Origin of the sequence: Providencia sp. JGM181, from assembly GCF_018257375.1 — a bacterium.
Taxonomy (GTDB): domain Bacteria; phylum Pseudomonadota; class Gammaproteobacteria; order Enterobacterales; family Enterobacteriaceae; genus Providencia; species Providencia lanzhouensis.
Window position 1 is genome coordinate 1 of sequence record NZ_JAERJY010000057.1, and the last position, 20,293, is coordinate 20,293.

The following is a 20,293-nucleotide window of genomic DNA, read 5'->3' on the forward strand; positions in this document are numbered from 1 at the left end:
TATTCACAGAGAGGCTCAATATGTCTAAAGATTATCTCATATCTAAAATGGTCGGTAGTAAAATTATTTATTATCGCAAAATGAATGGAATCACATTACGGGAGCTTGCGGATACCATTGGTGTTAGCGAGCAGCAACAGTCACGTTATGAAAGAGGAGTTAATAGAATTAATTTAGATAGATTATGGCAATATGCGGATTATTTTGAAATTGGTATAAAAGACCTTTTAGATATCAATGAAAAATAAGTATTTCGATATATTCTATTTATAGAAAAATCTAATTAACTCTCATAATAAATATACCTAGGAGTTAACGATATGGAGAAAATCGTATCAAAATCTGTCGGTCTAAAAATAAGAGCGCTAAGAGATAGCCACGGAATCAGTGGAAAACAACTGAGCGAACAATTGGGGATCAGTCAGCAACATTTATCTCGCTACGAAAATGGCGATGTGAATATTCATGTGGACACGCTCTACCATTTCTCTCTTATTTTCTCGGTCGACCCTGCCTATTTCTTTGCAGAATTTAATGAAATAACTGGCAGCCGCGAGGAGCAAGACCATAAAAAAAGTTACTACGCTGCCGAGTCGGTCATTTTCTGAACGAACGTTTCTGAATTCATACTCGCCACACCCTAGCTAATTTCACAATCGGTGCTTTAAAATTTAAGCACCGATTTATCACCCTATAAATGATCCTTCTTTTTGGATTCTTCAAGTAACCATTGCTGGAAAATCGTCATAGCTGGTGTCATCGGTTTGGATTTTAATCGACTCAGCCAGTAACCCCCGAGAGTCACGGAAATATCAAATGGCTGAACCAAATCCCCTGCTCTGAGCTCCCGCTCAAACATACAGCTTGGTGCGATGGCAACACCGTCCATCAATAAAGCCGCTTCCACCATTAAACGGGAAGAATCAAAAACAGGTCCTTTCACACGCCACGGTTCCACATTCGCCGCTAAAAACCATTTTTCCCATTCATCTTTACGATAAGATCGCATCAACGGAAAATTTTGTAAATCAATGGGATGCTTAAGTTTATGAGCGACCTTTTCGGCACAAAGCACCGTATGCGGCGCAGAAAACAGCGGCGTATTTTCCACTAATGGCCAAAGCCCTTCCCCAAAACGAATCGCAAAATCAGCCCCTTCTCCAGCTAAATTCACCACGTTATTGTGGGTCATAATGCGCAAATCAATATAAGGGTAGAGATCGGAAAAACGCGATAAACGCGGTAGTAACCAGCCCGCTGCAAAGGTTCCCACCACAGAAACATTCAAGACTTCATGATAATGACCATCTTCGAATTGCTGCAATAATGATTCGATTTGGTCGAAAGATCGGCTAACGACAGGCAATAATGCCAACCCTTCATCGGTCAACGCCAGCCCTCTAGGTAGGCGAATAAATAGCTCCAAGCCTAACTGTTCTTCCAGCGCACGAACTTGCTGACTTACCGCTGCCTGAGTGACATTCAACTCCATACCCGCTCGCGTAAAGCTGAGGTGGCGCGCGGATGCCTCAAAGGCTCTGAGTGCATTGAGGGGTAAACGGTAGCGAGCGTTTTCAGCCATAAGATTTTCTTTTACCTCATCGAATTTTATATCGTTTTAACTAATGCCAAAAAAGCCGCATACTCCGACACCAGAATCACTCTTCCTTTGGTATGTGACAGCTTCTTGCTTGCCACTCATCATAACTAAAACTTTTATTTAAATGGATATCTGTATGAAAAATCTTTTTCGTCACGGACGACTGCTTGTCGCCCTGAGTTTGGCATTTACCTCACTATCTAGCGCGGCATTAACGCAATCAGATGTGGACAGCATTATTAAACCGTTGATGAAACAACAGCAGATTCCGGGGATGTCCGTTGCCATTTCAGTAGATGGTGAACATTTTATTTATCATTATGGCGTGCAGTCTAAACAAACTCAGGTGCCGGTGAGCAATAATACGCTGTACGAAATCGGTTCTTTATCAAAGACGTTTACTGCTACGCTTGCTGCCTATGCTCAAGGGCAAGGTAAGTTAGATTTCGCACAAACCGTCAGCCATTATTTACCTGAATTAAAAAACAGCGCATTTGATAAAGTCACGGTGATGAATTTGGCGACTCACACCTCCGGTTTGTCCCTGTTTGTGCCAGATGCAGTGACTAACCGCGCGGAGCTCATCCATTATTATCAGCAGTGGTCACCTGAAAAACCTATCGGTGAATACCGTTCTTACTCTAATCTTGGTGTGGGTTTATTAGGCATGGTGACTGCTAAGCAGCTTAATCAGTCATTCCCAGATGCGATGGAAAAGATGATGTTACCGGCTTTGGGCATGAAGCATACCTATTTACAGGTACCGCAAAATCAGCAAAAAAATTATGCTCAAGGGTATAACAAGCAGCATCAGCCGGTGCGTGTGACGCCGCAAATTTTAGATAATGAAGCATATGGTTTGAAGTCTAACGCGAAGGACTTGATCCGCTTTTTAGATATTAATATGCAAGTGGCCAACGTAGCGAAACCGTGGCAAGAGGCGGTGGAAGATACACACACAGGCGTGTATATGACGGATTCTTTTGTACAAGATTTGATGTGGGAAAGTTACCCGTGGCCGGTTTCACTCGCCCAGTTACAACAAGGTAACCGTGATGATATGGCACTGAAACCGCAAAAAGTAGATGCCATTCAGCCACCGATGCCACCAGAATCTCGCTCACTGTATAACAAAACTGGCTCTACCGGCGGATTCGCCACCTACGCGGTATTTATTCCCGAGGAAAAAATCGCCGTGGTGCTGCTTTCCAACCAATGGTACCCAATCCCCGAGCGCATCAACACTGCCTACCAGCTCATCGAAAAAGTGAAGCACTAGCCCTGCGCCAAACGCGGAATATGCAGGAAATTTAATACTCAAAATAATCATATGCCAAGCATCCAATGTTCTAAATAATTCACGTTGTGGCTAGGCGTCAAACGAGGTTATCTCGGGGAGCATACAAAAGTATGTGACCCGAGTGACCGAGAGCAGACAACAAAGCCACGGCGTGAAGTATGACTAACATTTAGATGACTCGGGAGAATTGGCGCTGCCTCATTTGACTTCGTAAGTAAACATCAAAACACATACACACATTACGAATCAGCAAACGCCCACGTGGCGTGACTTTAATCCCCGTTTCACTGACTTCCACCAGCCCATCTTCTGCCATCGGTTTCAGCAGTTCTAGGTCTTCTTTGAAGTAGGTTTTGAAGTCAATTGGGTAGAGCGCTTCTATTTGCGCAAAACTCAATTGGAAGTTGCAAATCAATGTTTTAATCACGTCACGGCGCAGGCAGTCGTCGTCAGTTAGCACTAATCCACGCCATAGGGCATGCCCCTTTTCTTCCACTTGCGCGTAGTAAGTTTTTAAATCTTTCTGATTTTGGGCGTAGTTATCGCCTAGCATGCTGATCGCTGATACCCCTAATCCTAATAAATCGCAATCTCCTTGGGTGGTATACCCTTGGAAATTACGATGTAAAATCCCTTCTCGCTGTGCGACCGCCAGTTCATCTTCTGGGCGAGCAAAGTGATCCATTCCGATAAATTGATAACCGCCAGATGTCAGCGTTGCGATGGTATCTTGCAGAATATCCAGTTTTTGCTCCGCCGTTGGCAGGTCTTCATCTTTGATTTTACGCTGCGCTGCAAATAAATTCGGCAAATGTGCATAGTTGAAAACGCTTAAACGATCGGGAGCTAGCTCCGCCACTTTTTTCAATGTAAACGCAAAGCTTTCAGGGGTTTGTTTTGGTAAACCGTAAATTAGGTCGATACTGGTTGAAGTGAATCCCGTCTCTTTGGCGCGTTTAATCAGCGCAAAAATAAACTCTTCATCTTGCTCGCGGTTAACTAGAACTTGCACTTCTTTATTAAAATCTTGAACACCCATGCTTAGGCGGTTAAAGCCTTCGCTGCGCAGATGGTCAATCATGTCGAGTTCGATTTCGCGGGGATCCACTTCGATGGACATCTCGGCATCTAGCGCAAAATGAAAATGTTTTTTCAGCAAGCTAACTAAATGGCTCACTTGTGCCTTATCTAAATACGTTGGTGTACCACCGCCCCAGTGCATTTGAGTCACTGTGCGATTTTTAAGTAACGCAGCACGCTGGATAATTTCTTTTTCAATGACTTGTAAATACTCATCCGCTTTATGTTTTTGGCGAGTAACTAGCTTATTACAGCCGCAGAAATAGCACAGTTTGTGGCAAAACGGGATATGTACATACAGAGACAAAGGACGGTCAGGATAACGCTGGGTTGCCTCAACAAAAGCCTGTTCGTTGTAGTCTTGATTGAACTCTAAGGCTGTTGGATAAGAGGTATAACGCGGACCTGAATAGTTATATTTCTGGATGAGAGAGAGATCCCAAACGATATTTTGCTCTGACATTGATATTCCTTAATTGACCACAAGCTCGAAAGCATCACTGTTAATTATATCTCTTTAGATTATTTTTTAGCTATTTATGTAAAGAGTCTATACCGCAAAGATTATAGCGATGTTAGAAAATACAGATCCGATGCAACATCAAAGAAAAGGAAGATAGGCGAGAAATTAAGCAGAATTCCTCCCGTATAGCACGGGAGGAATGAATAGAGAGGAAATTATTTACTTTTTAAGATGCGCATAATGTCATCAAATTTCTCTTCTTCCTCTTCATCACCGTCTTCGTCCGCATATTCGATACCGAGGATATTCATCAGTTCATCGATGCGGTCTAAGCAGGTATCAACATATTGCTGCTCTTGAGCAGTAATGGTTTCACCATCTTCCAGTCGTGCCAGAATCTCATCTAAGCGATCGTTGCTTTCCAGCATTTCCAGTTCTTTTTCTGGGGTCAGTTTTTCTTTAGCAACAGGCTTTTCTTTCACGACAGGACGCGCAACTGGCTGGTTACTTTCAACCACCAGTGGAATTGGTTTTTTACTGCCAATACGTGGGTCAGCCTGAACATTTTGCCCATTTTTTTGACCATTCGAAGCACCGTCTTGGTTACGGCTACCAGACTTATGCCCGCGATGTTTTTTCTCGCGTTTACGCTCACGGCCTTCTGCGTTGAGCTCTTCTTTCGTCTTACGGTATTTTTTCTTCAGTTTTGCGGTCGGTTTTTTCGGTGAATTCATGGTTTGCTACCTTGATAAAATCAGTTTCTGCGGCGGAATCTAGCAGGATCCCTTAAGCAGCGAAAGCACTACTTTGCAATTTAGGTGAATTTTATCTCACTTTGCATTCGCAACAGTACTTTAATGATTATACCTTAAATAATTTGAGTTGCATGCAAGCAACAAAAAGGGAGAGCCTAACTAGCTGTATCGCCAGAGGATAGAAAATAGAAAATAGAAAATAGAAAGATATCCTGAGTAATATTCTAAATAATTCAAGTTGTGGCTAGGCGTCAATCGAGGTTATCTCGGGGAGCATACATAAGTATGTGACCCGAGTAGCCGAGAGAAGACAACAACGCCACAGCTTGAAGTATGACGAAGATTAGGCGTCGACGAGGATCATTTTGAGTAAAAACATCGCCGCTACTAAAATTACACACAGACCCAGATCACGCCAGCGCCCTGTACCAATCTTCATCGCACAGTACGCAATAAACCCTAACGCAATACCTTCTGTAATCGAGAAGCTAAATGGCATCATGACCGCAGTAATAAACGCAGGAACGGATTCAGTTAAGTCATCCCATTTCACGCGCGTTAAGCTTGAAGTCATCAGAACGCCAACATAAATCAACGCGCCTGCGGTTGCATAAGCAGGAACCATACCTGCCAACGGAGAGATAAACATCGTCAATAGGAATAACACACCGACGACAATCGCGGTTAAGCCTGTACGACCACCCACCGATACCCCTGAAGAGCTTTCGATGTACGCCGTTACGGATGAAGTCCCCATTGCAGAGCCTGCCACAGAACTTAAGCTATCCACATACAGCGCTTGTTTCATGCGAGGGAAAGTCCCACGCTCGTTGGTTATACCCGCTTTGTCTGTTACCCCAATCATGGTACCGGAAGAGTCAAACAGGTTTACCAACATAAAGGCAAAGATAACCCCAGAAAGTGCCAGATCCAGTGAGCCAGCAAAGTCCACTTGGCCAACAACACTGGTAATGCTTGGTGGCATTGAGAAAATGCCCGTATATTTCACATCACCCAGCGCTAAGCCAATCAGCGTCGTCACGGCGATAGACACCAATACTGCCGCATGGATATTACGCGCCGCTAAAATGGCGATAATGAAAAAGCCTAATGCCCCTAGCCACACATTATGGTGAGTTAGGTTACCAATCGACACTAAAGTATCTGGATTTGCGACGATAATACCGGAGTTTTTCAGTCCCATCATGGCGATAAATAGACCGATACCGCTGGTGATCCCCACTCGTAAACTCAGAGGAATATTGGCGATGATCCAGTAACGAATACGGAATAACGTCAGAATAAATAAGCCCACTGCGCCCCAGAATACCGCGCCCATAGCGACTTGCCATGAATAGCCCATCGCCCCAACGACCACAAAAGCAAAGAAAGCGTTTAGCCCCATCGCAGGTGCAACGGCGATAGGTAAGTTTGCCAGTAAGCCCATTAAAATACTGCCGATGGCTGCGATTAAACAGGTGGTTACGAATACCGCTTTGATATCCATGCCAGCAACGGACAAAATTTGTGGGTTAACGAAAACGATATATACCATCGTCAGGAAGGTGGTGAACCCTGCAACAAGCTCTGTTCTTGCGGTGGTACCGTGTTCTTGTAATTTAAACACACGCTGAAACAGACCCTGCGATTGCGAGGAGCCAGATGATTGATTAGTCATTAAAATGCGCCTTGTCGAAATGTCATGCCCTAGATTGCTAATGGATGCGTGGTGGGCACGAAAAAAAGTTTTTTTCGGCTCATGGTACAACTAAACGATGCAAAAGAAAACGATTGCGTCATTTTAAATAAGTCGTATTTCCTAACTGACTGATACTGTAAATGAATATCGAGAGAAATATGGCGGTTGTCACACCGCCATTGAGGAATTTCGCCGCTTTTGGGCTATTTGGCGTAAATCAAGAAAGCGCAATCAGCTTTTGACGTCGCCAAAACAGCCAACCGCGTTTTGCTGAACGACTACGTGCTGCGCTTTTATCACTGAGTTTTTTCGCCACTTGATTGGCAATAATTTCGACTGACAGGCACATCACAAAGTAGATAAATGCCACAAACAGGAACACTTCCAGCGGATAGATCATTTCACGGTTATTCACCTGTGTTGCTAGGAATGACAGCTCTGCTACCCCCACAATATACGCCAGAGAGGTATCTTTAATTAACGCAACCCATTGGTTAATAAAGGAAGGTACCATCATTCGTAATGCTTGAGGTAACACCACATTCCACAGCACTTGCCAGCGGTTAAACCCGAGAGAAAGCCCGGCGTTCCATTGCCCTTGACCGATAGCTAAAATTCCCGCTTTCACGCCGTGGGCTAAATAGGCTGAAGTGATCAGTGCTAATGCACACACCACCGCCGTCACGCCTGGAATTTCCGTTCCGAAGACAATAGGCAATAGAAAGTAAGTCCAAAAAATCAACATAATGACGGGAATGGCGCGGAAAAAACCTAAAACGGCGGCAAATAAATTCATCCAGAAGCCACGTAGCATCGCCAGTGCAATACCACCCAATGTGCCGAGAACAATAGAAGCAGCGCCAGCCAATATGCTCATAATTAGCGTTAGAGCGGCTCCTTCTAGTGGTCCATCAGGATAAGCCCCAAATAGCAGATATTGCCAGTTATCCGTAATGACTGAAAAATCCATCTTATACCCCCTGAGCCAACTGACGCTGTTGTCGCCACTGACCCCAGCCTTCCATTACGGCGATGATTGCGATGTACAGCACTGTTGCTAAACCAAATGCAGCAAATGTTTGTAATGATTGACTATCTACTTGGCGTGATACATAAGAGAGCTCCGCCACCCCGATCGCCATGGTTAATGACGAGTTTTTGACGACGTTCATGTATTGCCCTAACAGCGGCGGTAACGCGATTTTTACGGCTTGCGGTAAAATCACTAAACGCATGGACTGCCATGATGTCAGCCCCAAAGCGAGAGCCGCTTGTTTCTGTCCTTGACGCACGCCTCGGATACCTGAGCGCACTTCTTCCGCAATGAAAGGCACGGTGTATAGCGTTAAACCAACAAATCCGGCTAAAAATTCAAAGGACGGCCAGCCTAATGTTATCCCTAAAATTTCAATTTCATGGGGCGTATTCAGCCATTCCATTGCTGATTCAGGGAGAATTTCTCCCGAGGCAAAATACCAGAAAAACAGTTGCACCAGCAGCGGCGTATTACGGAAAATCGAAATATAAACGGTCACAAACCAGCGTAGCGGCGCGATTTGGCTGTCTCTTGCCGAGGCGGCAATAAAACCTAATAGCGTGGCAGCGATGATCGTACAAATCGAGATCCAGACTGTGAGCAAAAAGCCATAGCCAAACCACTCAAGGTATTGTGGTGCTAGTAGATGCGCAGACCAGAAGTCACCGCTGAAAAATTTGTCGAACATATTTCGCCTCGCTATAACTGACAACCCCTGCAACATGGCAGGGGCGTTTACTCTCACTAAACTGCATGACTAACTTAAGATTTAGGCTGCTCGCTCAATGGGGCAAATTTGAATTCACCACGTGGTTGTGCCGCTTTGGTGTCTGGACCAAACCAACGGTTATAAATCTCGTTCGCTTTGCCTTCTTTCTCCAGTTTCAGCAAGGTAGCATTCACGTTTTCAATTAAACGCGTTTCCCCTTTGCTCGCACCTAGCGCTTGGTACTCTTTGGTTAAGCTAAATGGTGAAATTTCAAAGTCTGCTTTCACTTTTTCTGGCAAGTTACCGAGCAAGCCCACCAGCTTCGCATCATCTTGGGTGATCGCTTGTACGTTACCGTTACGTAGCGCTGCGAAAGCTTGCGGGGTATCGTCGTAAGAGATGACTTTGGTATTCGGGAAACGTTCGCGCAGAGTCACTTCCTGAACAGTTCCTTTGTCTGCACCAATACGCAGTGGAGCGATATCTTCAGGGGTTTTCAGTACGCCTTTACGCGCGATAAATTTTTGCCCTGTTGCAAAGTCAGGAATGGAGAAATCCACCTGTTTTGCACGTTCATCTGTAATTGTGAAATTGGCACCAATCAGGTCAACTTTGCCGGATGTTAACAGTGGAATGCGGTTAGCTGGGTTGGTTGGACGCAGCTCTAATTTCACGCCAAGATCATCAGCAATCGCTTGGGCGATATCGATATCATAGCCAGCGAGTTTCTTGGTTTTAGGATCAATAAATCCGAATGGGGGATTACTGTCAAAAACAGAAATGCGGATCACTCCCGCTTGTTTAATATCATCTAATTTATCTGCGCTAGCGACATTCGCTGTCAGCGCCAGACCTGCAACTAAAAGTGCGGAAGTAAGAAAACGAGCTTTCATTGAATACCCCTAACGGTAAATTTGTGTAAATCGACCATCACAAGCTATCAACTATTTCTTAGCACTTGAAATAATATTAAATAATATATTTATATCAATTTGGAATATGAATAGACATAAAAAAAGGGGCGAAAATCCATCGGAGCGACCCCTAAAATGTTGCAGATTAAGACTCTTATCGAGCAAGAAGAAAATGAAGAAGATGAACACTGCGGTGGCCAGCACCCCAGTGGTTTAACAGTTACTCTTTGTTGCTATCTTTCGAGCTAGTCAGCATTTTTTCAAGGCTGTCTCCACCTACATGGCGGAAATCTTGCCCTTTAACATAGTAGAAAATAAATTCACAAATGTTCTGGCAACGGTCACCGATACGCTCAATGGAGCGAGCACAGAACAGCGCAGTTAAAACACTTGGAATGGTACGCGGGTCTTCCATCATATACGTCATTAACTGACGGACAATCCCCTCGTATTCTTGGTCTACCTTTTCATCTTCACGATAAATACGGATAGCTTCTTCCAAGTCCATGCGCGCAAAAGCATCTAGCACGTCATGCAGCATTTGCACGGTATGGCGACCTAATGACTCCAAGCTCACCAACAATGGCTGGTGCTGCTGAGAGAATTTTTCCAGTGCGGTTTGGCAGATTTTATCCGCGACGTCACCGATTCTTTCCAGCTCAGCGATGGTTTTCGAGATTGCCATAATCAAACGCAAGTCGCTCGCGGTTGGCTGGCGCTTAGCGATGATTTTGACGCACTCTTCATCGATTGCCACTTCCATCATGTTGACTTTATGGTCATTGGCAATCACTTCTCGCGCTAGGGCTTCATCCTGATTATGCATCGCAGTGATAGCCTTGGTGAGCTGCTCTTCAACTAGCCCTCCCATGGTCATCAACTCAGTATGGATATGTTCCAGTTCAGCGTTGAACTGCCCTGATATATGTTTGTTGTGGTTCAGCGTATCCATCGTCGGCTCCATATCAACCGTAGCGGCCAGTAATATAATCTTCAGTTTGTTTCATTTCTGGGGTGGTAAACATCTTGTCAGTGTTATTAAATTCCACCAACTCACCCAAGTACATAAATGCCGTGTAATCAGAGCAGCGCGCCGCTTGTTGCATGTTGTGAGTAACGATCACCACGGTATATTCTGATTTCAATTCGCTGATCAACTCTTCAATACGCCCCGTTGAAATTGGGTCCAGAGCAGAACATGGCTCATCGAGTAACAGAACTTCTGGGCGAATGGCGATACCACGCGCAATACACAGACGCTGTTGCTGACCACCAGAGAGGCTATAGCCGCTTTGGTGAAGTTTATCTTTGGTTTCATTCCACAGTGCCGCTTTTGTTAGCGCCCACTGCACACGCTCGTCCATTTCGACGCGGGACAGCTTTTCAAACAAACGCACACCGAACGCGATATTGTCGTAGATAGACATCGGGAATGGCGTTGGTTTTTGGAACACCATACCGACTTTTGCACGTAATAACGCGATGTCTTGTTTATCAGTCAGGATGTTTTGACCATCCAGTAAAATTTCGCCTTCTGCGCGTTGCTCACCATACAGTTCGTACATTTTGTTGAAGGTACGCAGCAGCGTGGATTTACCACAACCTGATGGGCCGATAAACGCAGTCACTTTGTTCTTTTCAATGTCTAAAGAGATATTCTTCAGCGCGTGAAACTTTCCATAGTAGAAGTTAAGGTCACGAACTTTAATTTTACTGTTTGCAATATCGTTTGCATTAATCATGGCTACTTCTCTCTATCAATTCTTTTATTCGTCTGGGATTAGTGTTTTTTCTGTGCAAACACAACACGGGCAATGATATTGATTAACAGGACACATAAGGTGATTAGGAGAACCCCTGCCCATGCTAATTGCTGCCATTCAGAGAACGGACTCATTGCAAATTTGAAGATAGTCACTGGTAAGTTAGCAATTGGCTCATTCATGTCGGTGCTCCAGAATTGGTTCGAGAGTGACGTAAACAGCAGCGGTGCGGTTTCCCCCGCAATACGCGCGATAGCCAGCAAAATACCGGTAATAATCCCAGATACAGATGCTTTTAATGTAATGGATAAAATCATTTTCCATTTTGGTGTGCCCAGTGCATATGCCGCTTCACGCAGGCTATCAGGCACGAGCTTCAACATGTTCTCAGTGGTACGGATAACAATTGGGATTTGCAGTAATGCAAGTGCAATCACCCCCGCCCAACCCGAGAAATGCTGCATTTGAGCCACCACAATGGTGTAAACAAACAGACCAACCACAATTGAAGGCGCAGATAACAGAATGTCGTTAATAAAACGCGTCACCGAAGCTAACCACGATTTGCGACCATATTCCGCTAAGTAGATACCCGCTAAAATCCCTAATGGAGTCCCGATAACAGTCGCCCACAAGATAAGCAATCCACTTCCCACAATGGCGTTCGCCAAACCACCGCCTTCTGTATTTGGCGGCGGAGTCATTTCAGTAAACAGATTGAGGGACATGCCATCAATCCCTTTGGTTACCGTGGAGAATAAAATCCACACTAGCCAGAACAGACCAAACGCCATCGTCAGCATGGAGACTAATAATGCCATTCTGTTGACTTGACGACGCCATGCTTGGCGGCGTGCGCGTTCTTTTTGATTCACTACAACAGGTTCATAATTCGACATAATTAGCGTCCCTCATTCTTAGCAAGGCGCATTACCATCAGCTTGGAAATCGCCAGAACAATGAAGGTAATCACAAACAGAATTAAACCAAGTTCCATCAGCGCTGCGGTGTGTAAACCACTTTCCGCTTCAGCAAATTCGTTCGCCAGCGCAGAGGTAATACTGTTACCCGGCATAAACAGTGAAGGGCTATCGAGCTGGTAAGTGTTACCAATGACGAATGTCACCGCCATGGTTTCTCCCAATGCACGACCTAGCCCCAGCATCACCCCGCCAATCACCCCATTACGGGTATAAGGCAGAACGATGTTCCAAATCACTTCCCATGTGGTACAGCCAATTCCGTAGGCTGACTCTTTCATCATCACAGGAGTTTGTTCAAACACATCGCGCATTACCGAGGCGATGTAAGGAATGATCATAATGGCAAGGATAATACCTGCCGCAAGAATACCGATACCAAACGCAGGGCCTGAGAAAAGTTCGCCAACAATTGGAATGCTCGACATGACATTACCAACCGGTTCTTGGAAGTATTCTGCAAATAATGGAGCGAAGACAAACAGCCCCCACATACCGTAAACAATACTTGGGATAGCCGCGAGAAGCTCAATCGCAATACCTAATGGACGTTTTAACCAGTTAGGCGCTAGCTCTGTTAAGAATAGTGCGATACCAAAACTCACTGGCACGGCGATAATCAGAGCGATTAATGATGTAACGATGGTGCCGTAGATAGGCACTAATGCACCAAACTGTTCTGCTGGCGCATCCCACTCTTTGTTCCACAAAAACGAAAACCCGAATTTCTGCATACTTGGCCAAGATGCGAAAATCAGGGAAATAATAATGCCACCAAGCATGAGGAGAGTGATTAGCGCTGCTATTTTGACTAATGCACTAAAAATCACGTCGCCCGATTTACTAGGGGCTTTGAATGCCGTTATTTTTTCGGCCATGCGCTTTGTTCTCATTCCATGCCTACTTTTCAGTAGGACTTACGTTACTACGGTGAATAAGCGGGAGCTATTCCTCAGCCCCCGCTTACCCTTTTCCAACCCGAGGGGCACTTAGAACAGTGCTTTACCTTGGCTATCTTTTACTTCTGTTTTCCATGCTGCACGTACTGCGGTCACAACTTCTTGAGGTAACACAGCATAATCTAATGCTTCTGCTTGTTTACCACCTTTGTCGTAAGCCCAGTTGAAGAAATCAAGAACCGCTTTACCTTTCTCAGCATCCGCTTGTTGCTTGTGAACTAGGATGAATGTGGTTGAGGTAATTGGCCATGCGTTAGCGCCTTCACGGTTAGTCAGGTCTTGTGCAAATGATTTAGACCAATCTACTTTTTTCGCTGCTGCGCTGAAGCTTTCACCTGTTGGTGAAACTGGCTGGCCATCTGCAGAAACCAGCTTAGTATACGCAAGATTATTCTGTTTTGCGTAAGCATATTCTACATAACCGATAGAGCCTGGCAGACGTTGAACAAAGGCTGCAACGCCGTCGTTACCTTTACCGCCTACGCTATTTTTCGGCCAGTTAACCGTTGAACCTGCACCCACTTCATCTTTCCAGTTTGAGCTAACTTTTGCTAAGTAGCTTGTGAAGACGAATGTGGTACCAGAACCATCAGAGCGGCGAACTACAGCGATGTTTTGGTCAGGTAATTTTACGTTTGGATTCAGTTTTGCGATGGCTGGGTCATTCCATTTTGCAATTTTGCCTAAGTAGATGTCGCCCAGAGTTTTACCATCAAGAACCAGTTGATTAGATTCGATGCCTTTAACGTTTACCGCTAAAACCACACCACCAATCACGGTTGGGAATTGGAATAAGCCGTCTTCTTTGAGTTTTTCATCAGTCAATGGCGCATCAGACGCACCGAAATCAACTGTTTTTGCATTAATCTGTTTTACACCACCAGAAGAACCGATCCCCTGATAGTTAATTTTATTACCTGTTTCTTTCTGATAAGTATCTGCCCACTTCGCATAAACAGGAGCAGGGAATGTCGCGCCAGCTCCGGTCAGGCTGGTAGCAGCAAAAGAAGACATTGCAGTCAGAGATAAGGTTGCTGCCATTACGCTTGCTAGTGTGGTACGCATCATTTTCATAATCCCTCCGGGGATGTAAGAAATAATCAAGTATTAAATTATTGGGTGTATGTCACGGTAGGGAAAATAGGACAATTGAGTTACGGCAATATGTCAGCTTTATGACAGTTTTATGACATTTGCAGATTTTATCGACATGATTAAGTGTAGCAGAATGGTACAAAAATGATTATTTACTTATTTTTCAACAAACTAAATAAGAACAGCGAATGTGACAGCTTAGCGTTTGGAATATGACATATTGTCATAAATGAAAAAATTTATTTCTCTTTCTATCTTTCTATCTTTCTATCTTTCTATCTTTCTATCTTTCTATCTTTCTATCTTTCTATCTACACAGTATATCTCTAAGTATTTCAGCTTGTAGGTAGGCGACAAGCAAAGATATCTCAGGGAGCATACATTAGTATGTGACCTGAGTAGCTGAGCGTAGTCAACACCCCTACAAGTTGAAATACGACGAGATATTTAGTCTTCGCGTTCTTTGAGAGGGAGCAAGGCTCGAATAGCAAACCCGCCACGCTCACTTTTATGGATCTCAATATTCCCTTCGTGAGCATCTATAATCCTGCGAATTATCGCGAGCCCCAGCCCTGTACCTTTGTTGCTACGGGCTTTTTCACCCTGTACGAACGGCTGGAATAGGCGTTGAATGTCTTCTTCTTTGATCCCCGCGCCATCATCTTCAACTTGGAACCAAACATAATCTTCATTTTTACCACTGCTGACTTTGATCCAGCCATTTCCGTAGCGATAAGCGTTGACTATCATGTTGGTAATCGCGCGTTTGATAGCAAGATGGTTACCGTTGAACATCACTGGTCCTGAGACTAAATTGGTTTCAATTTCTCCCACGACGTTGGTTTCAGCAACAACAGCTTCGTTGAGGATAGCGTTAAGGTCGCAGAACTCCATATCCATCTCTTGCCCTGTTTTCAGGTAAGACATGAATTGGCCGATTATTGCGTCGCACTCTTCAATATCTTTGTTGATAGATTCAGCGAGATAGCCATCTTCTGGTCCCATCATTTCCGTTGCGAGACGAATTCGCGTCAGTGGCGTTCGAAGGTCATGACTGACCCCTGCCATTAGTACGGTACGGTCATTTTCGAGGGATTTTATCCCTGCCGCCATATGGTTGAACGAGCGAATAGCAGCACGCACCTCTGTGGCACCTTTCTCTTGCATCGGCGGCATAACATGCCCCTTACCGACCTCACCCGCGTGATATTCCAGCTCTAATAATGGCTTGTTTTGATAGCGAATATAGAGCCAAACCCCCGCAAAAATTGTGAGGAAGACCGTGAGTGTATAGCGGAAAACTTGAGAAAACTGATTTTGACCGATTTCGGTGAGTGGAACGCGCACCCAAATATCCGGTGCTAGGTAGGATGTTAACCACAATATCGGATACTCACGCCCAAGTTCCAGATGCACGCTGGCCTTGCCACCTAAGTATTCCGACATGTTTTCACTTAGAAAATCATACTCTTTTGCCCAGTTTAATCCCTCTTCCATCGCCGCTGAATGGGCGTAAAAGGTAATACCGAGCTCATTGTAGATTTTTTTACGTAATGCGGGTGAAACTCGCACTGAGGTTCCATCTTGTAGAACCATTTTCTCTGTCATCAATGTACGTACTTCATAGGCAAGCACTTTATTGAACTGCTGTAAGCTTGGCATCACAACAAAATTCAATACAACCATGTAGCTGGTCACAAGGCTTGCGAACAGGAGTGCGACAAACAAAAATAACGAGCGAGAAAATGTACTACGTCGTGAGAACCTCAGTCGCTTCATGCTTTACTTCCATCTGGAACAAATACGTATCCTAAGCCCCAAACGGTTTGAATGTAACGTGGGTGCGCAGGATCTTCTTCAATCATACGGCGTAAACGTGAAATTTGAACGTCGATAGAACGTTCCATCGCACTGTATTCACGACCTCGAGCCAAACTCATCAGCTTGTCACGAGATAATGGTTCGCGTGGATAAGAAACTAATACCTTCAACACCGCAAACTCACCACTGGTTAATGGCATATTTTCTTCGCCTTGGAACATTTCACGGGTTCCGAGGTTCAATTTAAATTTACCAAAAGTGATGACGGCATCATCTTGCGATGGTGCACCCGGTAACTCGTTCGCTTGGCGACGCAGCACCGCACGAATACGCGCTAACAGTTCACGAGGGTTAAACGGTTTAGGGATATAGTCATCCGCACCAATTTCTAAGCCCACAATACGGTCAACTTCTTCGCCTTTCGCGGTAACCATAATGATTGGAATTGGGTTATTTTGACTACGTAAACGACGGCAAATAGATAAGCCATCTTCCCCAGGAAGCATTAAGTCCAATACGATTAAATGAATAGATTCCCGTGTTAGGATCCTGTCCATCTGTTCAGCATTCGCTGCACTTCTTACCTGAAAACCCTGCTCGGTGAGGTAACGTTCAAGCAGAGCACGTAAACGCATATCATCATCGACGACGAGAACTTTATAACTTTCCTGCATTTATAGCCCCCAAAGTGTGGAATTTTAGAATTATTCTGCTGATGAAAGTAACAAAAATAATATTCATGCCATTAATTTACCATTAACACTAACTTTAATGAATCATTTTACTCGTTAACTGATTAATGGTTTATAGCTAATCTCTAGCACAAAATACGTGACTTTTCCGCCCGGCGTTGTAACGACCACTTCATCATCAACCTGCTTGCCAATTAATGCGCGAGCTACTGGTGAATCGATAGAAATCCACTGCTTAGCAGGATCAAATTCATCAGCCCCCACTAACCGGAAAATTCTGATATTTTCATTATCATCTTCAAGCTTAACCCATGCGCCAAAAAACACACGCCCCTCTTGTCGAGGATCGGGTTCAACAATTCTAAGCTGATCCAATCTTTTGGATAGAAAACGAATACGGCGGTCTATTTCCCGCAGCCGTTTTTTACCGTAAATATATTCTGCGTTTTCGGAACGATCGCCCTGGGCTGCGGCTTCAGAGACGGACTGCGTCACTCGAGGGCGCTCTTCTTTCCAAAGATATTTAAGTTCTTTGTCTAAAGCATCCCATCCTTCACGGGTAATTAAAAGGCTCTTATTCATCTCATTAAAGGTATATAAATCGGATAATTATAATATTTTATAAAATATAATCTGCGACTTGCCTACCACTAGACAAAAATTCTGTCTGGCAATTCTGTCTACCAGCAAGTATAACTGTGCAGTCTATTTTCACTGTTCTTTGAGTAGGTATTTAAACACGACATGAATGAAACTCTAAGCCAAATTATTGCGGCCGAACTACAAGCCCAACCAAAACAGGTGTTTTCAGCCATTACATTATTGGATGAAGGCAATACCGTCCCATTTATCGCCCGCTACCGTAAAGAGGTTACGGGGGGATTGGATGACACTCAGCTACGTCAGCTAGAGAGCCGTTTAGGGTATTTGAGAGAGTTAAACGACCGTAAGCAAACCATTCTAAAATCCATTGATGAACAAGGTAAGCTTACTCCAGAACTCGCTTCTGCTATCAATACAACGCTGAATAAAACCGAACTCGAAGATCTTTACCTCCCTTACAAACCAAAGCGCCGTACTCGTGGGCAAATTGCTATCGAAGCGGGCTTAGAACCCTTAGCGGATACGCTGTGGAACGATCCAAGCCAGTCACCGGATACACTTGCACAAAGCTATGTTGACGCAGATAAAGGCGTTGCGGATACCAAAGCCGCTTTAGATGGTGCTCGCTACATTTTAATGGAGCGTTTCGCCGAAGATGCTACCTTATTAGCGAAAGTTCGCGACTATATTTGGAAGAATACGCACATTGTTTCTGTTGTTGCTGATGGCAAACAGACTGAGGGTGTAAAATTTAGCGACTATTTTGATCACCATGAACCCGTTGCTCAAGTTCCTTCACACCGCGCTTTGGCCATGTTCCGTGGTCGCAATGAAGGTGTTTTGCAGTTATCCCTCAACTGCGACCCTCAGTTTGAAGAGCCGCCAAAAGAGAGTTATTGCGAAGAAATTATTACTCGCCATTTAGATGTTCGTTTGAACAATGCCCCCGCTGACCAATGGCGTAAAGCCGTCATTAGTTGGACTTGGCGAGTCAAAGTGTTACTGCACCTAGAAACCGAAATCATGAGCGCCCTGCGCGAGAAAGCGGAAGAAGAAGCAATTAACGTATTCGCCCGTAACCTCAGTGATTTATTGATGGCAGCTCCTGCGGGTATGCGTGCCACGATGGGTCTCGATCCGGGTTTACGTACAGGTGTCAAAGTGGCGGTCGTTGATGCGACGGGTAAAGTCATGGCGACAGATACCATTTACCCGCACACAGGCCAAGCTGCCAAAGCGGCTGCTATCGTTGCCGCATTATGCCAGAAATACCACGTTGAGCTGGTCGCGATTGGTAACGGAACTGCATCACGAGAAACCGAACGCTTCTTTGCTGAAGTACAAAAACAGTTCCCTGACGTCACAGCGCAAAAAGTCATTGTCAGTGAAGCTGGCGCCTCTGTTTATTCCGCTTCTGAGCTGGCAGCATTAGAATTCCCTGATTTAGACGTATCTCTGCGTGGCGCGGTTTCTATTGCTCGTCGCTTACAAGACCCGCTGGCTGAACTGGTAAAAATCGACCCGAAATCTATTGGTGTCGGCCAATATCAGCATGATGTCAGCCAAACTCAGTTAGCCCGTAAGTTAGATGCAGTCGTTGAAGACTGCGTAAACTCCGTCGGCGTCGATTTAAATACCGCTTCCGTGGCACTACTTACCCGTGTTGCTGGCTTGAGCAAAATGATCGCGCAAAATGTTGTTGATTGGCGTGATGCTAACGGTCAATTCAATGACAGAAAACAGTTACTCAAGGTCGCTCGCTTAGGTCCGAAAGCCTTTGAACAGTGTGCGGGTTTCTTGCGTATCACCAATGGGGATAACCCATTGGATGCCTCAACGGTTCACCCGGAAGCCTACCCAATCGTTGAAAAAATCCTTGAAGCTGTACGTCAGCCACTCAAAGAGATCATGGGCAATTCACAGGTATTAAATGGCTTAAGCCCACGTGAATTTACCACCGAACAGTTTGGGGTTCCTACCGTCACAGACATCATCAAAGAGCTGGAAAAACCGGGTCGTGACCCACGCCCTGAGTTTAAAACGGCAACCTTTGCTGACGGCGTCGAAACGATGAATGACTTAACACCGGGAATGATCTTAGAAGGTGCAGTGACTAACGTCACTAATTTCGGGGCATTTGTGGATATTGGTGTTCATCAAGATGGTCTAGTACATATTTCTTCCCTTTCAAACAGCTATGTTGAAGATCCTCACAAAGTCGTCAAAACGGGTGACATTGTGAAAGTCAAAGTGCTGGATGTGGATATTGCTCGTAAGCGTATTGCGCTCACTATGCGCTTAGATGAACAAGCGGGTGAAGGTAGCAGCGCACCTCGCAGTGCGGCTCCAGCGCAAGATAGAAATACCCGCAAAGCCCCTGCTTCACGAGGGAATGCGCGAGGAAATTCATCATCTAGCTCTGCGTCTAGCAACAGTGCGATGAGTGATGCACTGGCCGCTGCTTTTGGTAAAAAGCGCTAAGATATGATGCCCTTGCTGTTTTATCGGTAAGGGCATTTATTAAAATGTATTTAATCATTTCTCCGTACTTAATTTAAACATATTCCATTTTTCTTATAGAAATAAATTAAATAACTAATTCAATTTATTATCTGCATTTTGTCTTATTTAATTATATTAATTAACAATACTAACATCTGCCTTTTCGTTTTAAAAAACTCCGCCAACTAAATCCCTTTTTGATCCACATCATTTAATATTGCCAGAAAAAGAGGCTAAATATAATCATGGTAGATGATTATGATTCTCATTGTTAATTAGATTTAATTTTATCTTCCATTCTATTTCTTTTAAAGATAACCAC

Annotated in this window: 19 protein-coding genes; 4 read left to right on the plus strand and 15 right to left on the minus strand. The window is 44.5% G+C overall.

What is annotated here, in order from left to right:
- A partial coding sequence (locus JK188_RS09320; protein ID WP_336431817.1) for a helix-turn-helix domain-containing protein occupies window positions 1-248 on the plus strand: 248 nt, incomplete at its 5' end.
- A gap of 72 nt (window positions 249-320) precedes the next feature.
- The gene (locus JK188_RS09325; protein ID WP_211887141.1) at window positions 321-608 is read left to right on the plus strand and encodes a helix-turn-helix domain-containing protein; all 288 of its coding nucleotides are present in this window, start codon (window positions 321-323) and stop codon (window positions 606-608) included.
- A gap of 83 nt (window positions 609-691) precedes the next feature.
- Here the strand turns inward: JK188_RS09325 and JK188_RS09330 are convergent, their stop codons facing one another.
- Window positions 692-1,582, minus strand: coding sequence for a LysR family transcriptional regulator (locus tag JK188_RS09330; protein WP_211887139.1), 891 nt, complete (start codon window positions 1,580-1,582; stop codon window positions 692-694).
- 154 nt (window positions 1,583-1,736) lie between these two features.
- On the opposite strand from JK188_RS09330, the gene ampC reads away from it, so the two are divergent.
- Window positions 1,737-2,879 (plus strand): class C beta-lactamase, encoded by a 1,143-nt coding sequence (gene ampC, locus JK188_RS09335; RefSeq protein WP_211887137.1) that lies wholly within the window; start codon window positions 1,737-1,739, stop codon window positions 2,877-2,879.
- A 190-nt stretch (window positions 2,880-3,069) separates the two neighbouring features.
- Here the strand turns inward: ampC and hemN are convergent, their stop codons facing one another.
- From hemN to greB, 14 genes are all read right to left on the minus strand, one after another.
- Entirely contained in the window at window positions 3,070-4,443 is a 1,374-nt protein-coding gene (gene hemN / locus JK188_RS09340) for an oxygen-independent coproporphyrinogen III oxidase (protein WP_211887135.1), read from the minus strand.
- Window positions 4,444-4,658: 215 nt separating this feature from the next.
- Window positions 4,659-5,177, minus strand: a complete 519-nt coding sequence (gene yihI, locus JK188_RS09345; RefSeq protein ID WP_036948490.1) for a Der GTPase-activating protein YihI — start codon at window positions 5,175-5,177, stop codon at window positions 4,659-4,661.
- A gap of 364 nt (window positions 5,178-5,541) precedes the next feature.
- A complete protein-coding gene (locus tag JK188_RS09350) occupies window positions 5,542-6,876 on the minus strand; it encodes an NCS2 family permease (protein WP_211887133.1) in 1,335 nt (444 codons plus the stop codon).
- Window positions 6,877-7,114: 238 nt separating this feature from the next.
- Entirely contained in the window at window positions 7,115-7,867 is a 753-nt protein-coding gene (locus JK188_RS09355) for an amino acid ABC transporter permease (protein WP_211887131.1), read from the minus strand.
- Window position 7,868: 1 nt separating this feature from the next.
- Entirely contained in the window at window positions 7,869-8,621 is a 753-nt protein-coding gene (locus JK188_RS09360) for an amino acid ABC transporter permease (protein WP_211887129.1), read from the minus strand.
- Between the two features lie 74 nt (window positions 8,622-8,695).
- Window positions 8,696-9,535: an ABC transporter substrate-binding protein gene (locus JK188_RS09365; RefSeq protein ID WP_036948477.1), complete on the minus strand. Its 840-nt coding sequence runs from the start codon at window positions 9,533-9,535 to the stop codon at window positions 8,696-8,698.
- Between the two features lie 241 nt (window positions 9,536-9,776).
- Window positions 9,777-10,508: a phosphate signaling complex protein PhoU gene (gene phoU / locus JK188_RS09370; RefSeq protein ID WP_006663093.1), complete on the minus strand. Its 732-nt coding sequence runs from the start codon at window positions 10,506-10,508 to the stop codon at window positions 9,777-9,779.
- Between the two features lie 13 nt (window positions 10,509-10,521).
- On the minus strand, window positions 10,522-11,298 hold the full coding sequence (gene pstB / locus JK188_RS09375; RefSeq protein WP_036948470.1) for a phosphate ABC transporter ATP-binding protein PstB: 777 nt from the start codon (window positions 11,296-11,298) through the stop codon (window positions 10,522-10,524).
- 38 nt (window positions 11,299-11,336) lie between these two features.
- Window positions 11,337-12,218, minus strand: coding sequence for a phosphate ABC transporter permease PstA (gene pstA, locus JK188_RS09380; RefSeq protein ID WP_211887127.1), 882 nt, complete (start codon window positions 12,216-12,218; stop codon window positions 11,337-11,339).
- Between the two features lie 2 nt (window positions 12,219-12,220).
- Window positions 12,221-13,177 (minus strand): phosphate ABC transporter permease PstC, encoded by a 957-nt coding sequence (gene pstC, locus JK188_RS09385; RefSeq protein ID WP_154626385.1) that lies wholly within the window; start codon window positions 13,175-13,177, stop codon window positions 12,221-12,223.
- Between the two features lie 111 nt (window positions 13,178-13,288).
- Window positions 13,289-14,332 carry a phosphate ABC transporter substrate-binding protein PstS gene (gene pstS / locus JK188_RS09390; protein ID WP_036948462.1) on the minus strand — a complete coding sequence of 348 codons (1,044 nt, stop codon included), beginning with the start codon at window positions 14,330-14,332 and terminating at the stop codon, window positions 13,289-13,291.
- A 468-nt stretch (window positions 14,333-14,800) separates the two neighbouring features.
- Complete coding sequence (envZ, locus tag JK188_RS09395) at window positions 14,801-16,132, minus strand: two-component system sensor histidine kinase EnvZ (protein ID WP_211887125.1); 1,332 nt, start codon at window positions 16,130-16,132, stop codon at window positions 14,801-14,803.
- Window positions 16,129-16,848, minus strand: a complete 720-nt coding sequence (ompR, locus tag JK188_RS09400) for an osmolarity response regulator transcription factor OmpR (protein WP_036948456.1) — start codon at window positions 16,846-16,848, stop codon at window positions 16,129-16,131. The genes envZ and ompR overlap by 4 nt, the downstream gene beginning before the upstream one ends.
- Before the next feature lie 114 nt (window positions 16,849-16,962).
- Window positions 16,963-17,448 carry a transcription elongation factor GreB gene (greB, locus tag JK188_RS09405; protein ID WP_036948453.1) on the minus strand — a complete coding sequence of 162 codons (486 nt, stop codon included), beginning with the start codon at window positions 17,446-17,448 and terminating at the stop codon, window positions 16,963-16,965.
- A gap of 162 nt (window positions 17,449-17,610) precedes the next feature.
- Between greB and JK188_RS09410 the strand changes: the two genes are divergently transcribed.
- The gene (locus tag JK188_RS09410; RefSeq protein WP_211887123.1) at window positions 17,611-19,950 is read left to right on the plus strand and encodes a Tex family protein; all 2,340 of its coding nucleotides are present in this window, start codon (window positions 17,611-17,613) and stop codon (window positions 19,948-19,950) included.
- The last annotated feature ends 343 nt before the right edge of the window (window positions 19,951-20,293 follow it).

Excerpts from the sequence above, each read along its gene's own strand:
- ompR (WP_036948456.1), bottom strand. The coding sequence starts at position 16,848 with ATGCAGGAAAGTTATAAAGTTCTCGTCGTCGATGATGATATGCGTTTA.
- JK188_RS09325 (WP_211887141.1), top strand. The coding sequence starts at position 321 with ATGGAGAAAATCGTATCAAAATCTGTCGGTCTAAAAATAAGAGCGCTA.
- JK188_RS09355 (WP_211887131.1), bottom strand. The coding sequence starts at position 7,867 with ATGGATTTTTCAGTCATTACGGATAACTGGCAATATCTGCTATTTGGG.
- greB (WP_036948453.1), bottom strand. The coding sequence starts at position 17,448 with ATGAATAAGAGCCTTTTAATTACCCGTGAAGGATGGGATGCTTTAGAC.
- JK188_RS09330 (WP_211887139.1), bottom strand. The coding sequence starts at position 1,582 with ATGGCTGAAAACGCTCGCTACCGTTTACCCCTCAATGCACTCAGAGCC.
- hemN (WP_211887135.1), bottom strand. The coding sequence starts at position 4,443 with ATGTCAGAGCAAAATATCGTTTGGGATCTCTCTCTCATCCAGAAATAT.
- ampC (WP_211887137.1), top strand. The coding sequence starts at position 1,737 with ATGAAAAATCTTTTTCGTCACGGACGACTGCTTGTCGCCCTGAGTTTG.
- JK188_RS09360 (WP_211887129.1), bottom strand. The coding sequence starts at position 8,621 with ATGTTCGACAAATTTTTCAGCGGTGACTTCTGGTCTGCGCATCTACTA.
- yihI (WP_036948490.1), bottom strand. The coding sequence starts at position 5,177 with ATGAATTCACCGAAAAAACCGACCGCAAAACTGAAGAAAAAATACCGT.
- phoU (WP_006663093.1), bottom strand. The coding sequence starts at position 10,508 with ATGGATACGCTGAACCACAACAAACATATATCAGGGCAGTTCAACGCT.
- JK188_RS09365 (WP_036948477.1), bottom strand. The coding sequence starts at position 9,535 with ATGAAAGCTCGTTTTCTTACTTCCGCACTTTTAGTTGCAGGTCTGGCG.
- JK188_RS09410 (WP_211887123.1), top strand. The coding sequence starts at position 17,611 with ATGAATGAAACTCTAAGCCAAATTATTGCGGCCGAACTACAAGCCCAA.
- envZ (WP_211887125.1), bottom strand. The coding sequence starts at position 16,132 with ATGAAGCGACTGAGGTTCTCACGACGTAGTACATTTTCTCGCTCGTTA.
- pstS (WP_036948462.1), bottom strand. The coding sequence starts at position 14,332 with ATGAAAATGATGCGTACCACACTAGCAAGCGTAATGGCAGCAACCTTA.
- pstA (WP_211887127.1), bottom strand. The coding sequence starts at position 12,218 with ATGTCGAATTATGAACCTGTTGTAGTGAATCAAAAAGAACGCGCACGC.
- JK188_RS09350 (WP_211887133.1), bottom strand. The coding sequence starts at position 6,876 with ATGACTAATCAATCATCTGGCTCCTCGCAATCGCAGGGTCTGTTTCAG.
- pstB (WP_036948470.1), bottom strand. The coding sequence starts at position 11,298 with ATGATTAATGCAAACGATATTGCAAACAGTAAAATTAAAGTTCGTGAC.
- pstC (WP_154626385.1), bottom strand. The coding sequence starts at position 13,177 with ATGGCCGAAAAAATAACGGCATTCAAAGCCCCTAGTAAATCGGGCGAC.